This window comes from Streptomyces camponoticapitis (assembly GCF_014646115.1).
GTDB classification, from domain to species: Bacteria; Actinomycetota; Actinomycetes; order Streptomycetales; family Streptomycetaceae; genus Streptomyces; species Streptomyces camponoticapitis.
This window is the reverse complement of record NZ_BMMV01000014.1, coordinates 1-15,120: the sequence shown is the minus strand read 5'-3', so window position 1 is coordinate 15,120 and position 15,120 is coordinate 1. Positions and strand designations below refer to the sequence as shown.

Annotated in this window: 12 protein-coding genes; 7 read left to right on the top strand and 5 right to left on the bottom strand. The window is 70.8% G+C overall.

Translation table 11 applies throughout. The annotated features are described in order from the left end of the window. The first annotated feature begins 339 nt into the window (after window positions 1–339). From IEY79_RS21225 to IEY79_RS21210, 4 genes are read left to right on the top strand one after another with little or no spacing between them, the layout of a single operon-like run. Complete coding sequence (locus IEY79_RS21225) at window positions 340–3,255, top strand: nitrate- and nitrite sensing domain-containing protein (RefSeq protein ID WP_189109147.1); 2,916 nt, start codon at window positions 340–342, stop codon at window positions 3,253–3,255. Beyond that, a complete protein-coding gene (locus tag IEY79_RS21220) occupies window positions 3,252–3,698 on the top strand; it encodes a roadblock/LC7 domain-containing protein (RefSeq protein ID WP_189109146.1) in 447 nt (148 codons plus the stop codon). Before IEY79_RS21225 ends, IEY79_RS21220 begins: the two co-directional genes overlap by 4 nt. A 10-nt stretch (window positions 3,699–3,708) precedes the next feature. After that, a complete protein-coding gene (locus tag IEY79_RS21215) occupies window positions 3,709–4,104 on the top strand; it encodes a DUF742 domain-containing protein (protein WP_189109145.1) in 396 nt (131 codons plus the stop codon). Then, complete coding sequence (locus IEY79_RS21210) at window positions 4,085–4,693, top strand: GTP-binding protein (RefSeq protein ID WP_189109144.1); 609 nt, start codon at window positions 4,085–4,087, stop codon at window positions 4,691–4,693. Before IEY79_RS21215 ends, IEY79_RS21210 begins: the two co-directional genes overlap by 20 nt. A 130-nt stretch (window positions 4,694–4,823) precedes the next feature. On the opposite strand, the gene IEY79_RS21205 is transcribed toward IEY79_RS21210, so the two are convergent. Beyond that, window positions 4,824–5,180: an Mpo1-like protein gene (locus tag IEY79_RS21205; protein ID WP_189109143.1), complete on the bottom strand. Its 357-nt coding sequence runs from the start codon at window positions 5,178–5,180 to the stop codon at window positions 4,824–4,826. A gap of 147 nt (window positions 5,181–5,327) precedes the next feature. Beyond that, window positions 5,328–6,188 (bottom strand): M15 family metallopeptidase, encoded by an 861-nt coding sequence (locus IEY79_RS21200; RefSeq protein ID WP_189109142.1) that lies wholly within the window; start codon window positions 6,186–6,188, stop codon window positions 5,328–5,330. Window positions 6,189–6,248: 60 nt separating this feature from the next. Between IEY79_RS21200 and IEY79_RS21195 the strand changes: the two genes are divergently transcribed. Next, the gene (locus IEY79_RS21195) at window positions 6,249–6,806 is read left to right on the top strand and encodes an NUDIX domain-containing protein (RefSeq protein ID WP_229701008.1); all 558 of its coding nucleotides are present in this window, start codon (window positions 6,249–6,251) and stop codon (window positions 6,804–6,806) included. Window positions 6,807–6,837: 31 nt separating this feature from the next. Here IEY79_RS21195 and IEY79_RS21190 read toward each other — a convergent pair whose 3' ends face one another. Then, the gene (locus tag IEY79_RS21190) at window positions 6,838–9,204 is read right to left on the bottom strand and encodes a glycoside hydrolase family 31 protein (protein ID WP_189109141.1); all 2,367 of its coding nucleotides are present in this window, start codon (window positions 9,202–9,204) and stop codon (window positions 6,838–6,840) included. Between the two features lie 225 nt (window positions 9,205–9,429). On the opposite strand from IEY79_RS21190, the gene IEY79_RS21185 reads away from it, so the two are divergent. Both IEY79_RS21185 and IEY79_RS21180 read left to right on the top strand, forming a co-directional pair. After that, window positions 9,430–11,418: an acetoacetate--CoA ligase gene (locus IEY79_RS21185; protein ID WP_189109140.1), complete on the top strand. Its 1,989-nt coding sequence runs from the start codon at window positions 9,430–9,432 to the stop codon at window positions 11,416–11,418. Between the two features lie 75 nt (window positions 11,419–11,493). Beyond that, entirely contained in the window at window positions 11,494–12,456 is a 963-nt protein-coding gene (locus IEY79_RS21180; protein ID WP_189109139.1) for a DUF8829 domain-containing protein, read from the top strand. A 58-nt stretch (window positions 12,457–12,514) separates the two neighbouring features. Here the strand turns inward: IEY79_RS21180 and ptsP are convergent, their stop codons facing one another. Next, entirely contained in the window at window positions 12,515–14,185 is a 1,671-nt protein-coding gene (gene ptsP, locus IEY79_RS21175) for a phosphoenolpyruvate--protein phosphotransferase (protein ID WP_189109138.1), read from the bottom strand. Between the two features lie 101 nt (window positions 14,186–14,286). Further along, on the bottom strand, window positions 14,287–14,736 hold the full coding sequence (locus tag IEY79_RS21170; RefSeq protein ID WP_189109137.1) for a PTS sugar transporter subunit IIA: 450 nt from the start codon (window positions 14,734–14,736) through the stop codon (window positions 14,287–14,289). Between the last annotated feature and the right edge of the window lie 384 nt (window positions 14,737–15,120).

Sequence of the window (15,120 nt, the reverse complement as noted above, 5' to 3'; positions counted from 1 at the left end):
GAATTCCCCGCCCTGAGCCGGTACTTCCGTACGTCAGTACCCAAACACATAGACGAGCGACAGATCCGGAAGATTCCCGCACCCCGGTACTTCAGGCCATCTGATCGATTGCGAAAACTGACGTGCCGCCAGGTACTCTGCGCCACAGCGGTGAAAGTCATCTCCGTGAATACCGGGACAACTCGTACTCAACTCGCCTGGCTGAGGCCGAAAAACGACCGGACATGGCTTCGAGTTGTCGGTGTGGCAGTAGTAGGCTCACGCCGTTTGTTGACGAGGTTTGTCGGTTCTGACGAAGACGCCTTCCGCATCGGGTGGAAGGTCGAGCTGGGGGAGGCCATGCGCTTTCGCGGGAAGTCCATCCGCCGGAAGATCGTGGCGTTGCTCCTTGTGCCGCTCGTCTCCCTCACGGCCCTGTGGGCATTCGCCACCACACTCACCGGCCGGGAGGCCAACCAGCTCCTCGACGTCGCCTACATCATCGACAAGGTCGGCGACCCCGTGGAGAACACGGTCCGAGTGGTCCAGCGGGAACGCCGCCAGACCCTCATCTACCTCGCCGACCCCCGTAACTCCGACTCCCTCGCCGAGCTGCGCCGGCAGCGCGCGGCCACCGACAGGGCCGTCACGAAGATCAAGGCGAACGCCGAGAACCCCTCGGTACGCGACCAGATGAGCGGTGCCACCTCCGCACGGCTGACCTCGCTCACCGACGCGCTCGACGGCCTCGGCGCGCTCCGCCGCTCCGTCGAGAAGAGCACCGTCACCCGCGGCCAGGCGCTCGACTTCTACAACAGGCTCGTCGACCCCTGCCACAGCTTCCTGTCCACGCTGCACGCCCTGGAGGACGTGGAGCTCGACAAGCAGGCGCGTGCTCTCGTCGGTGTCGACCGCGCCCAGGAGATGCTCTCCCGTGAGGACGCGCTGGTCGTCTCCGCGCTGATCAGCCGTCGTGTCTCGTCGGAAGAGGTCCGGCTGATATCCGACCTGGTCGCCAACCGCACCCTGCTCTACGAGACCAACCTCGACGTCCTGCCCGCCTCCGAGCGCGAGATCTTCGAGCAGTACTGGGGCGGCCCCGGCACCCAGCCGCTCCGCGAGGCCGAGGAGCAGATCATCGCCGCGGGCGCGGGCAAGAATCCCGCCTCGGTGGACGCCGCCCGCTGGCAGGAGATGTCCAACCCCGTTCTCCAGAGCCTTGAGCGTGAGGGCGAGGCGGCCGACGAGCGCTACCAGGACCGGGTCGAGCCCGCCGGATTCAACGTCCTGATCCTGGCCGGAATCGCCGGTGTCCTCGGCTTCCTCGCGCTGCTGGTCTCCCTGATCGTCTCCGTCCGCGTCGGGCGCAGCCTCATCCGCGACCTCTCCGGCCTCCGTAAGGAGGCTCACGAGGTGTCCGGCGTCCGCCTGCCGAGCGTCATGCGCCGCCTCGCGGCGGGCGAGCAGGTCGACGTCGAGACGGAAGCGCCACGACTGGAGTACGAGCGCGACGAGCTGGGCCAGGTCGGTCAGGCGCTCAACACCCTCCAGCGCGCGGCCGTCGAAGCGGCCGTGAAGCAGGCGGAGCTGAGGCACGGCGTCTCGGAGGTGTTCGTCAACCTCGCCCGCCGCAACCAGGTGCTGCTCCACCGCCAGCTCACCCTCCTCGACGCCATGGAGCGCCGCACCGAGGACACCGACGAACTCGCCGACCTGTTCCGCCTCGACCACCTCACCACCCGTATGCGGCGTCACGCCGAGGGCCTGGTGATCCTCTCCGGAGCCGCGCCGTCCCGCCAGTGGCGCAAGCCGGTCCAGCTCATGGACGTCGTACGGGCCGCGGTCGCCGAGGTCGAGGACTACGAGCGCGTCGAGGTCCGGCGGCTGCCGAGGATCGGTGTCGGCGGCCCGGCTGTCGCGGACCTCACCCACCTCGTCGCCGAACTCCTCGAAAACGCGACGGTGTTCTCACCCCCGCACACGGCGGTGCAGGTCCACGGCGAACGCGTCGCGAACGGCTTCACCCTGGAGATCCACGACCGCGGCCTCGGCATGAGTTCCGACGCGCTCCTCGACGCGAATCTGCGGCTCGCGGAGACGCCCGAGTTCGAGCTCTCCGACACCGACCGCCTCGGTCTCTTCGTCGTCAGCCGGCTCGCCCAGCGGCAGAACGTACGGGTCTCGCTCCAGCCGTCTCCGTACGGAGGCACCACCGCGATCGTGTTCCTGCCGGCCGCCCTGCTCACCGACGCGCCCGAGACCCAGGGCACCGGATTCCGGCTCGACCGGCAGAACCTCGGACCGGACAAGGGCCGTGGCCGCTCCGACGGCAGGCTCGCCTCGCTCTCGCAGGTCCCCACCGGACTCAGCGGAAGCCGCTCCGTGCTCGACGGGCCCATCGAACTCGAACCACCGCTCACCGGGCCTGAGTTCGACGAGCAGGCCACCCGCGTCGACGTTCCCAACGGTCTCGGTGACCTCGGCGACCTGGACGACACCGAGAGCGAACGCGGCGGCATCTTCCGTGCCCGTGAACACCTGCGGGACGCCCGCGGGCACGAGGCGGGCCGCCCGCGCCCACCGCGCGGCGCCGGCGTCGGTGAGCTCCACGAGCAGCACCGTCAGGCCGCCGACCAGGACGGTCCCCCTGGCCGTGACGACCGCGAGGACGCCGTCCCGCGTGACTTCCCGGCGCAGCTGCCCCGCCGCAGCCGCAAGACCCCGAAGCTGGTGGCCGACCACGGCAGGCGCCTGGACGAGAGGGGCGGCGCCCACCCGGCGTCCGAGCCCACATCGAGCGGCTTCGCGGGCGCGCCTCCTACTGACGCGGGGTCCGCCGGTGTTCCTTCCACGAACGCCGCCCCGTCCGCCGAGCCGTCGCCGAGCGAGCCCTCGGGCACGCCACCGTCGCCCGTCCGCGCGCCCGCTCCCGCCTCGCGCCTCGTGACGCCCACACCCGACGGAGCCGCCGTGACGCCAGACGAGAACGGGTCTCCCGCCCCGCTCGGCGGCCTGCCCCGGCGCGTCCGGCAGGCCAGCCTCGCGCCCCAGCTCAGGGACGCCGTACGGGAGGACGCCGAGGCACCGGCCGCCGACGCCCCCGAACGGGACTACGAGCGGGACGCGGCGGAAGTGCGCAACCGAATGGCTTCCCTTCAACGGGGCTGGCAGCGTGGCCGCCAGCAGAACAACGCCGAAGACACCGCTGGCACCACCGAAGGCATCAACGGCCCCGGCGACACAGCAGGAACGACACCGGAAGGGGACGGTCGATGACCGCACCGAAAGCCGCAGCATCTGATTCCACACGCCGCGGATCCGTTCCGGGCGACCTCAACTGGCTCCTGGACGAGCTGGTGGAACGGGTCGGCAGCATACGCAAGGCGATCGTCCTCTCCGGGGACGGCCTCGCCACGGGAACGTCCAAGGAACTCACCCGCGAGGACGGCGAGCATCTCGCCGCCGTCGCCTCCGGCTTCCACAGCCTCGCCAAGGGCGTTGGCCGGCACTTCGAGGCGGGCAAGGTACGCCAGACCGTCGTCGAACTCGACGAAGCCTTCCTCTTCGTGACGGCGGCGGGCGACGGCAGTTGCCTGGCCGTGCTCGCCGACTCCGACTCCGACGTCGGCCAGGTGGCATACGAGATGACGCTCATGGTCAAGCGCGTCGGGGTCCACCTCGGTGCCGCGCCTCGCGCCGGACAGCCCCCCACAGGGTGAGTTGAATGCCATGAGCCAAGCAGGCGATGATCCGAAGCACTGGTTCGACGGCGACGCCGGACCAGTGGTGCGCCCGTACGCCATGACACGCGGCCGGACCAGCACCGCGACCCGGCACCGGCTCGATCTGATCGCCATCGTCATTCCGGCGTCCGCCGCCGGCGACCCCGCCGGCGACCGGACCCTGTCTCCGGAGCATGTGGAGATAGTCGAACTCTGCAGAGCCAGTCCCCAGTCGATCGCGGAACTCGCCGCGGGCCTCGACCTCCCCGTCGGGGTGGTGCGGGTCTTCGTAGGGGACCTGGTCGAGAGCGAACTGGTGCACGTAACCCGTCCCGTTCCGCCGGCCGAGCTGCCGGACGTGAACATTCTCCGCGAGGTGATCAATGGTCTTCGGGCGCTCTAGCCGTGGACAGCGGCCGATCGAGCCGGTGACTCTGAAGATCCTGGTGGCAGGCGGCTTCGGAGTGGGCAAGACCACCCTCGTGGGCGCGGTGAGCGAGATCAAACCGCTGCGTACCGAGGAAGTACTGACGGAGGCGGGACGGCCCGTCGACGACGTCGCGGGCGTGGAGGGCAAGACCACCACCACGGTCGCCATGGACTTCGGTCGCATCACGCTCCGCGACGACCTGGTGCTGTATCTCTTCGGTACGCCGGGCCAGGACCGCTTCTGGTTCCTCTGGGACGAGTTGGCCCAGGGGGCGCTCGGCGCGGTCGTCCTGGCCGACACCCGGCGGCTGGAGGACTCCTTCGCGGCGGTCGACTACTTCGAGCGGCGTGACATCCCGTTCGCCGTGGCCGTCAACTGCTTCGAGGACGCGATCCGTTTCCCCGCCGAGACGGTCCGGACGGCGCTCGACCTCGACCCGGAGGTTCCGCTGCTGATGTGCGACGCGCGCACCCGCGAGTCCGTCAAGGACGTCCTGGTGGCGGTCGTGGAGCACGCGATGATCCGCGCCCGGCAGCAGCGCGAACCCGCGGTCACCACCTGACCGGCACCACGACCGACGACCGACCACCACCACCGACGCCGCCGCTGCCGGCGACACCGGTCCGACACGGCCCGTACCCCCACCGACAGGGGTACGGGCCGTGAGTTCCCATGCTCAGCGGCTCAACGCCTCAGCGGTTCTCGGCGAGCCACTTCGCCGCGATCTCGGCCAGCTCCGCGTCCCGCCCCGCCAGCATCATGCGGATCATCTGCACGTCGCCTCGCAGCGACCACGCGGGGTGCCCGAAGCTCGCGGGATTGTTCTTCTCGATGAAGAAATGTGCGGGCCAGGCCGTTCCGTAGCCGATCAACGGCAGCGCCGCCGCGTACCGCTTCCGGCCGCGAGCCAGGCCGTAGACGCTCACGGCGAGGCCGGTCAGCGTCCCCGTGAGATGGACCCAACGGGTGGCCGCGCGGGAGTGCATCGCCACGTAGTAGGGCCAGAATTCCTCGTACGACTCGTATGTCGCCGTTGTCTCCGTTGCCATACGGGCACCGTAACGGGTCCGCGGGGAAGGGGAAACGGGCAGGAGAGAACCGAAAACGGGCGCGCCGCGTCCGATAGGGGTGAAGGGTCGGCCGGAGCCCACGGGGGTGGTCCCGGCCGGCCGTTCATCCGCTGATCGTCTCCCGCGTCAGTGCCCGATGACCGAGCGCCAGGACACCGGGAAGTCGAAGTAGGTGTCCGGGAAGAGCTCGGGCTTGTGGGTGAAGTGCCACCACTCCTCGGGGAGGTTGGTGAATCCGACGTCGGCGAGTGTGGTCTTGAGCAGCTGCCGGTTCGCGCGCTGCTCACCCTGGACGCGGGGGTCGTCGGTGTGCGAGAGCGTGTCGAAGCAGTCGTAACCGGTGCCCATGTCCACGGAGTTGTCGCGGAAGCGCTCACCCTGCGGCGCGTAGCAGGGGACCAGCTTCTCGCCCGGCACATACGGCCCGGTCGGCTCGGCCGGCAGCTTTACGATCGTCAGATCGACCGTACTGCCGCGGCTGTGCCCGGACTTCTCGGCGATGTAACCGTCGGTGAACAACCTCGACTTGTCGACTCGTGGATAGAACTCCGCCTTCATCCTCTCGTCCGCCAGGTCCTTCGCCCAGCGGACGAAGTGGTCGACCGCGCGCTGCGGGCGGTAGCAGTCGTAGACCTTCAGGGAGTAGCCCTGGCGCAGCAGTGTCCACTGCGCCCGCCGGAGCGCCTCCGCGGCCGGGCGTGTGAGGACGCAGAGCGGCTGCTCGTAGCCGTCGACCGGCTCGCCCATGAAGTTGTGCGGCGTGATGTAACGGATGTCATGGAGGATCGTCGGCGCCACGGTCCGCAGTACGACGAACTCCTGGGGCGCCGTGGGTGAGAACGGCCCGGTGGACGTGGACGGCCCGGAGGACCCGGCGGTTTCGGACGTCCCGGTCGCCCCGGAGGCCCCCGGAGCCCCGGCGGTCACAGCGAGCAGGGCGGCCGCGGCGGCAGCCAACGCGCGGAGTGTGGAAGCGAGTCGTGTCATGGGCACACCGTCTATCAGTTCCCCGGCCCGCGGGAAAGTCTCATCGGCTACAGTCCGCGCGTGCCCGACCTCAGAAACGACTTCGTGAAGAACTCCCACTGCGGCACCTGCGGCTCGCCGTACCCGGCCGGCGCCGGCTGGCCCCGCACCTGCCGCGTCTGCGGCGACACCGCCTACCGCAACCCCCTGCCGGTCGCGGTCACCCTGCTGCCCGTGACCGACGACAGGGGCACCTCGCTCGTCGTCATCACCCGCACCATCGAGCCCCGGCGCGGACACATCGCCCTCCCCGGCGGCTTCGTCGACCACGGCGAGGACTGGCAGCACGCCGCCGTACGCGAGTTGCGCGAGGAGACCGGCATCCACGCCGCCGAGGCGGACGTACGGCTGGCGGACGCGATGAGCTCGCCGGGCGGCCATCTGCTGCTCTTCGCACTCCTGCCGGAACGCCCCGTCGCCGACCTGCCCGAGACCGTCGCCACCGACGAGACGGAGGGATGGCACCTGCTGCGCGCCCCGGCCGAGCTGGCGTTCCCGCTCCACACACGGGCCGTACGGTCCTGGTTCGCCGGCCGGTACGACGGCACGGCCCCGGAACCCCCGGTCCGCCCCGCCTGACCCCGTCCGTCCCCGTCAACCCCGCCGGGCGCTACCCCCGCACCCGGACGGGGAGTTCGGGCGGGACCACCCCGTCGTCCGTCACGCGCTCGACCACGACCTCGTCGCCCACCAGCCGCGACGTGTAACGCTCCACCTCCGGATGCGCCCACCCGTCCCCGGCGTCCCGCACCACCAGCCCGCCCCCCGTACGCCGCGGCGCCGGAGGCCACACCTCCAGCTCGATACCCCCGGGCGTCCCGTCGGCCTCGGCCGGGCCCCGGACCGGGATCACCGCGCCCGCCCGCGCCAGCACCGGAATCCGGGACCTCGGGGCGTTCAGCAGGACCTGACCCGGCCCCTCGTGCGCGGTCCCGGTCGCCGTGTCGTACCAGCGTCCGCGCGGCAGCCGCACGGCGCGCCGGTCCGCACCGGCCTCCAGCACCGGCGCCACCAGCAGCGAGTCCCCGAGCAGAAACGCGTCCTCGCAGTCCCGCAACGCCCGGTCCTCCGGGGAGCCCCACCACACCGGACGGGCGTACGGCGCGCCCGTCAGCCGCGCCAGCTGGGCCAGCGTCATGAAGTACGGCTCCAGCCGCTCCCGCTCCAGCAGCGCCGCGCGCGCGTGCCCGAGAACCTCGTCGCCGAACTCCCACGGCTCCCTGCGGCCCGCGTCGATCGACGCGCGCGTACGGAACAGCGGGAGATACGCGCCCAGTTGATACCAGCGCAGAAACAGCTCCGGCGACGGACTCCCGGTGAAACCGCCCACGTCCGGCCCCGAGTACGGCACCCCGCACAGCCCCAGACCCAGCACCAGCGAGAGCGAGGCGCGCAGCCCCGGCCACCCGGTCTCCACGTCGCCCGACCAGGTGCCGCCGTACCGCTGCATGCCCGCCCAGCCCGAACGGGAGAAGAGGAAGGGCCGCCTGTCGGGCCGCAGCCGCCGCAACCCCTCGTACCCGGCCATCGCCATCGTCAGCCCGTACACGTTGTGGGCCTCCCGGTGGTCGCCCCCGCGCCCGTCGAGCGCGTGCCTGGACGACCGGGGCAGCGTCATGTCCCCGAACGCCGCGAAAGACACCGGCTCGTTCATGTCGTGCCAGACCCCCGAGAAGCCCTGCGCCAGCCTCTCCTCGTACAGACCGCCCCACCACTCGCGCACCGCCGGATCGGTGAAGTCCGGATAGACGCACTCGCCCGGCCAGACCTCGCCCCGTACGTCGTGGCCGCGCGCGTCCCGTACGAACGCCCCGGCAGCCGAGCCGCTGTCGTACGTCTCGTTCCCCGGCTTCGCCTTCACCGCCGGATCGACGATCGACACCAGCCGCACCCCCTCGGCGCCCAACTCCTTCGCGAGCGCGGGCAGATCGGGATAGCTCCGCCGGTCGACGGTGAACACCTGATGGCTGTCGTAGTGATCGATGTCGAGATGGAGCGCGGACAGCGGCAGCACGCGCTCCCGGTAGCCCGCCACGATCCGCCGGACCTCCTCCGCGCCGCCGAAACCCCACCGCGCGTGCTGCGGCCCCAGCGCCCACGCGGGCGGCAGCGCCGGCACACCCGTCAGGGCCGTCCAGCCGTGCAGCACCCGCGCGGGCGTGCCCAGCAGCACCCAGCAGCGCAGCGGACCGCCCTCCATCCGCAGCTCGGAGGTGCCCGGGCGGTCATGACCGGAGCCCGCGCCCTCCTCGCCCTCTTTGAGAGTGACGCGCCCGTCCCACGAGTTGTCGTAGAAGGCGAGGTGCGTGCCGCCGTCCGCCACCACGAGCTGCACCGGCATGGTGATGTACAGCGGATCGTCGCCGGGACCGAAGTGACCACGCGGATCGGTGTTCCAGAGGCGGTACACACCGTCCCGCAGCCGCGGCCCCGAAGCCCGCCCGCCGAGCCCGAAGAAACGCGCGTCGGCGGCCACCTCGGCCCGCTGCGCCCAGTGCGCCGGTCCTTCCCCGTCCACCAGCTCCCACCAGCGCGGCGGCAGCTCACGGCGCACCACGACACCCCCCGGGGTCGCCACCTCCACGCCGCCGTGCCGGGAGACCGTCACCATCACGCGCTCCGAGACCACCCGCCAGCCGCCGTCCGTGTCCGGCTCCAGCACGGCCCGCGGATCCGGCTCGGGCGGCTCGCCCGCCAGCGCGTACGACGGCAGCGGCTCGGCCCCGTCCCAGCCCCAGAAGACCGCACCGCCGACAGCCACACACACCCGCAGCTCGGCGCGTGCGAACCGGACGATCCCCCCGCCCGCCAACGGCTCCGCACCACTCATCGGTCCGGGCACCCTCGCCCGCTCCGCGCCACGCGCCGGCAGATCCCGCTCGTCCGCACGCCGGTGCCGCCAGGCCGACCGAACCGTCCGCATCCCCCGTACCGAACCGACATCTTTCATCGAACGCAGCAGTTCACGACCGTCCATGCTGCTCAGCCTGCCATCCGGCCGAGACGGAACAGACCGCGTTCAACTCCCGTTCACCCATGGTCCGGCCATATGTCTCCCACGGCCCATCCAGGCACACAGCGGGCCCCGTCTGGTGCGAGAGACGATCACATGGCATCGTCCAGTGGAAGCCGGGGCGCACCTCCGCACGAGTGCGCGCGCCCCACGCACACCACGCGTCGAGCCAGCCCGGGGAGCAACCGCATGACCTCAGCAGCCAGCCCAGCGCCACTGTGGCAGCCGGACCCCGACCGGATCGCGGCGGCGCACGTGACCAGGTTCCAGGCATGGGCGGCCGAACGGTACGGGGCCCCCGCCGAAGGCGGCTACGCGGCGCTGCACCACTGGTCGGTCATGGACCTCGAAACGTTCTGGAAGGCCGTCGCCGACTGGTTCGACGTACGGTTCTCCACCCCGTACGAACGCGTCCTCGGCGAACGCGCCATGCCCGGCGCCGACTGGTTCCCCGGCGCCACCCTCAACTACGCCGAGCACGCCCTGCGGACCGCCGACGACCCGGCGCGCGCCGACGAACCCGCGCTCCTGCACGTCGACGAGACCCAGGGACCCACACCCGTCAGCTGGGCCGAACTGCGCCGCCAGGTCGGCTCACTCGCCGCCGAGCTGCGCGCCGTCGGCGTACGCCCCGGAGACCGCGTCAGCGGCTACCTCCCCAACGTCCCCCAGGCGGTCGTCGCCTTCCTCGCGAGCGCCGCCGTCGGAGCCGTCTGGACCTCCTGCGCACCGGACTTCGGAGCCCGCAGTGTCCTCGACCGCTTCCAGCAGATCGAGCCCGTCGTCCTGTTCGCCGTCGACGGCTACCGCTACGGGGGCAAGGAACACGACCGCGCCAAGACCGTCGCCGAACTCCGCGCCGAACTGCCCACCCTGCGCGCCGTGGTACACATTCCGCTCCTCGGCACGCCGGCCCCCGAGGGCGCCCTCGACTGGTCCGCCCTCACCTCCGCGGACATCGAGCCGGTCTTCGAGCAGGTCCCGTTCGCCCACCCCCTCTGGGTGCTGTACTCCTCCGGCACCACCGGCCTCCCCAAGGCAATCGTCCAGTCCCAGGGCGGCATCCTCCTCGAACACTTCAAGCAGATCGGCCTCCACTGCGACCTGGGCCCGGGCGACCGCTTCTTCTGGTACACCTCCACCGGCTGGATGATGTGGAACTTCCTCGTCTCCGGCCTGCTCACGGGAACGACGATCGTCCTGTACGACGGCAGCCCCGGTTACCCCGACACCGGAGCCCAGTGGGGAATCGCCGAACGGACCGGGGCGAAGCTCTTCGGCACCTCGGCCGCGTACGTGATGGCCTGCCGCAAGGCGGACGTGCACCCCGCACGCGACCACGACCTGTCCAAGATCGCCTGCGTCGCCACCACCGGATCGCCCCTGCCGCCCGACGGATTCCGCTGGCTCCACGACGAGGTCGCCGACGACCTGTGGATCGCCTCCGTCAGCGGCGGCACCGACGTGTGCACCTGCTTCGCCGGAGCCGTCCCCACGCTCCCCGTCCACATCGGCGAACTCCAGGCCGCCTGCCTCGGCACCGACCTCCAGGCCTGGGACCCGCAGGGCCAGCCCGTGACCGACGAGGTCGGTGAACTCGTGATCACCAACCCCATGCCGTCGATGCCCGTCCGGTTCTGGAACGACCCGGACGGCAGCCGCTACCACGACAGCTACTTCGACATGTACCCCGGCGTCTGGCGCCACGGAGACTGGATCACCCTCACCGACCGCGGCTCGGTCGTCATCCACGGCCGGTCCGACTCGACCCTCAACCGCCAAGGCGTACGCATGGGTTCGGCCGACATCTACGAAGCCGTCGAACGCCTCCCCGAGATCCGCGAGTCCCTCGTCATCGGCCTCGAAGAGCCGGACGGCGGCTACTGGATGCCGCTCTTCGTCCACCTCGCCGAAGGCGCCGTACTCGACGACACCCTGCGAGCCCGGATCAAGTCGACCATCCGCCAGGAACTCTCACCGCGCCATGTCCCGGACACGATCATCGAGGTCCCGGCCGTCCCCCACACCCTTACCGGCAAGCGGATCGAGGTCCCGGTGAAACGCCTGCTCCAGGGCACGGAGCTGGCCAAGGCGGTCAACCCCGGATCCGTCGACAACCTCGAACTCCTGCACTTCTACGAGTCCCTGGCCCGCGAGAGGCGCGCGCATCGCGATTAGTGTCTGTCGTCGCGCCGTTGTCAGACCCCCCAACTACTCTGAGTGAGCATTGATCGACAGCGCTCAGGGGGAGTCATGGCGCACACCGACCGCACGAACAGCAACCGCGAACACCGGAGGAAGACCGCCGGACGGACCGGCCCGACGCGCACCTCGCGGCGCGCACGGAGCGAGCTGCGCGCACTGCGCCGCGAAGTGCCCTGCGTCGTCGGGCTGCTCGCCGACGAACGGGACTTCACCGCCATGCGGCGCTACCGCACCTTCGCCTTCGACGACCACCCGAAATACCTTCGGCGGATCGACGGACTGCTCCGCTCCCTCGCCACCGAGGGGGAGCACACCGCCGTCGCCCTCTTCGACCCGGAGGAATTCGCCGAGTACTGCGCGGAGAGCGGGCACGATCCGGACACCGCCATCGCCAGGGGCCGTTTCACCGCCCGCATCGCGGCGAGCGGAGGCGCCGTCGTGCCCTACACCGGAGAGCCCGTCGGACAACTCGTCCCACAACTCGTCAACACCGCTGTGCGCAGGGCCACCTGGGAGTACGCCACCATGGTCCTCGCCGACCTGGGGGAGTGCGCCGACTGCGGCGTGGACATCGGACGCGCCTCGTTCGACCGCGCCTCACGGCTCCTGACCCATCTCGTCGAGCGAGCCGGACCGGGCACACACCACCTCGTGTGCAGCGTCCCGGCACCGGACGAACAACTCCTCGCCGCCCTCCAGGTGGTGAGGCCCGACACCGGGCCCGCGCGGCTCGACGCGTCCGAGAGCGCCGAGTTCGTGACCGTCCTCGCGGCGGGCATCGCACTCGACAGCCCCGGCGGAGTCGTCCTGCGTACGACCGGGCCGGACGCACCGGACCGGCTCCACGGCTGGCGGCTCCGGAACAGCCGCCTCAACCCGCTCAGTGAAGGCCAGGTCTTCAGCGCCTACTGCACCGACGCCGACACGGGCGAGCCCATCTCCCCGGAGCCGGGGGTGGAGTACCGCGCGGGCTTCGACCTCGGCATCGAGGACGGGGACATCCACCGCTGAACGCGAGGAGCTTCCCGCCGCGACGCGGCGGGAAGCTCCTCGGAGACGAACCGGCGGGTCACTCGCCTGACAGCACCCCCTGGGCGGCCGCCCGCGCCTGCTCGGCGGTGTCCGCCGCACGCGCGGCGGCAGCGGCCCGCTCGCACTGAGCAAGGGAGTACTTCGCCAGCGTCGCCCGTACGTAAGGGATCGAGGCGGCGCCCATCGACAGCGACGTCACACCGAGCCCGGTGAGCACACACGCCAGCAGCGGATCGGCAGCCGCCTCACCACACACACCACAGCTCTTGCCCTCGGCGGCGGCGGACTCCGCGGCCATCGCCACCAGATCGAGGAGCGCGGGCTGCCACGGGTCCTGCCACCGCGACACGGCGCCCACCTGACGGTCGGCGGCGAAGGTGTACTGAGCGAGATCATTGGTCCCCAGCGAAAGGAACTCGACCTCCTGAAGAATCGAGCGCGCCCGCAGAGCGGCGGACGGAATCTCCACCATGGCCCCGAACTTGGCGTTCAGCCCCGCCTCCCGGCACGCGTCGGCGAACGCCTTGGCGTCGATGCGGTCCGCCACCATCGGCGCCATGACCTCCAGATACACCGGAAGCCCCTCGGCGGCCTTCGACAGCGCGGTGAGCTGCGTCCGCAGTACATCGGGGTGGTCGAGCAGACTCCGCAGCCCGCGCACACCGAGCGCCGGATTCGGCTCGTCGGCAGGGGTCAGGAAGTCCAGAGGCTTGTCGGCGCCCGCGTCCAGCACCCGTACGACCACCCGGCCTTCGGGAAACGCCTCCAGCACCTGCCGGTACACCGCGACCTGCTTCTCCTCCGACGGCGCCCGCTCGCTGTCGTCGAGGAACAGGAACTCGGTACGGAACAGACCCACACCCTCGGCGCCCGCCTCCACGGCCGCCGGCACATCGGCGGGACCACCGACGTTCGCCAGCAGCGGCACCTTGTGCCCGTCGGACGTCGCACCCGGCCCGGACGAAGAAGCCAGCGCGGCCCGCTGCTCCTCGGCCTCCTTGGCCAGCTCCGCCCGCTTCTCGGCGCTCGGCTCGATGAAGACCTCACCCGTGCTGCCGTCGACAGCGATCGTCGTGCCCTCGGCCAGATCACCGGCACCGGGCAGTGCCACCACGGCGGCCACGCCGAGCTGGCGGGCGAGAATGGCGCTGTGGCTGGTCGGCCCGCCCTCCTCGGTCACGAAGCCGAGCACGAGCGTCGGATCGAGCAGCGCCGTATCGGCGGGCGCCAGGTCACGCGCGACCAGTACGTACGGCTCGTCGCTGTCCGGCACCCCGGGCATCGGCACCCCGAGCAGCCGCGCCACGATCCGGTTCCGTACGTCGTCCAGGTCGGCGACCCGCCCCGCCAGATACTCACCGGCGCCCGCGAGCAGGGTCCGGTAGGAGGCGAACGCGTCGTACACGGCACGCTCCGCCGTACTCCCGGCGGCGATCCGCTGCTCCACGTCGGACATGAGCTCCGGGTCCTGGGCCATCATGGCCTGCGCCTCAAGGACTCCCTGTGCCTCACCACCGGCCAGATTGCCCCGAGCGATCAGATCGGCGGCCACAGCCTCGACGGCCTGCCGCGCACGCCCCTGTTCGCGCCCGGCGTCCTCGGTCGGGATCTGCTTGGCCGGCGGTTCGAGAACCGCTGTACCCATGTGCCGAACCTCGCCGATGGCCACCCCGTGGCTGACGCCGACGCCTCGCAGCGTTGTCTGCATTGCACCCGTCTCCGGTTGTGCGACGACCGACCGGATCGCCGCGGTTGATGAACTGACCGCCGGTCAAGAGGGCCGACGGCCCTGACGACCGTCCGGCGGGGTCACTGCCAGCCGAAGAGCGTGTCGCCGGACTTCACTTCGCCGTCCTGGACGACGTCCGTCAGCGCCTCGACGCTCGCGTCCAGCGCCACCACCGGACACACCGGGGACTTGCCGGCGGCCTCGACGTCGACGGGATTCCACCGCACGACGCCCTGCCCGCGCCTCACGGTGTCGCCCTTGGCGACGAGGAGCTCGAACCCCGCCCCGTTGAGCTGGACCGTGTCGATGCCGAGGTGCGTCAGCACGCCGTGTCCCTCGGAGTCGAGAACCACGAAGGCGTGGGGGTGAAGGGAGACGACGACCCCGTCGATCGGCGAGACGGCCTCGGACGGCTCCCGCATGGGGTCGATCGCGGTGCCCGGGCCCACCATGGCCTCGGAGAACACCGGATCCGGCACAGCCTTGAGTCCGATGGCGCGTCCGGCGAGTGGGGACGTCACGCTGGTCATGGGGGGCCTCCCAGGGGGCGGAGATCTGTCTGCCGTCGTCACTGCCTGTCATGGGACGACGTACCGTTCAGAAGCGTAAGTCATATGAAGTGCCGGTTCCGCCCGAGAGCTGCCAGTTGGCGGGGTCCCACGGCGGACGGAAAACGATTTGCCTGCCAACAGGGGCGGCATGTACTGTCGTATCCCTGCCTGACGCTAACGCGACTTCGAGTCGGCGGTCGGCAGCACCTATCAAGTCAGAAACCCTCTCGGATTACGGCTTCCGCATGTCTGCGGAAGGTGTGGTCAGGGAAAGGAAAAAGGCCTGCTAGGGTTTGAAACGCAAGACAGCAGGACCGAAGGGAAGCCCGGAGGAAAGCCCGAGAGGGTGAGTACGAAGGAAGC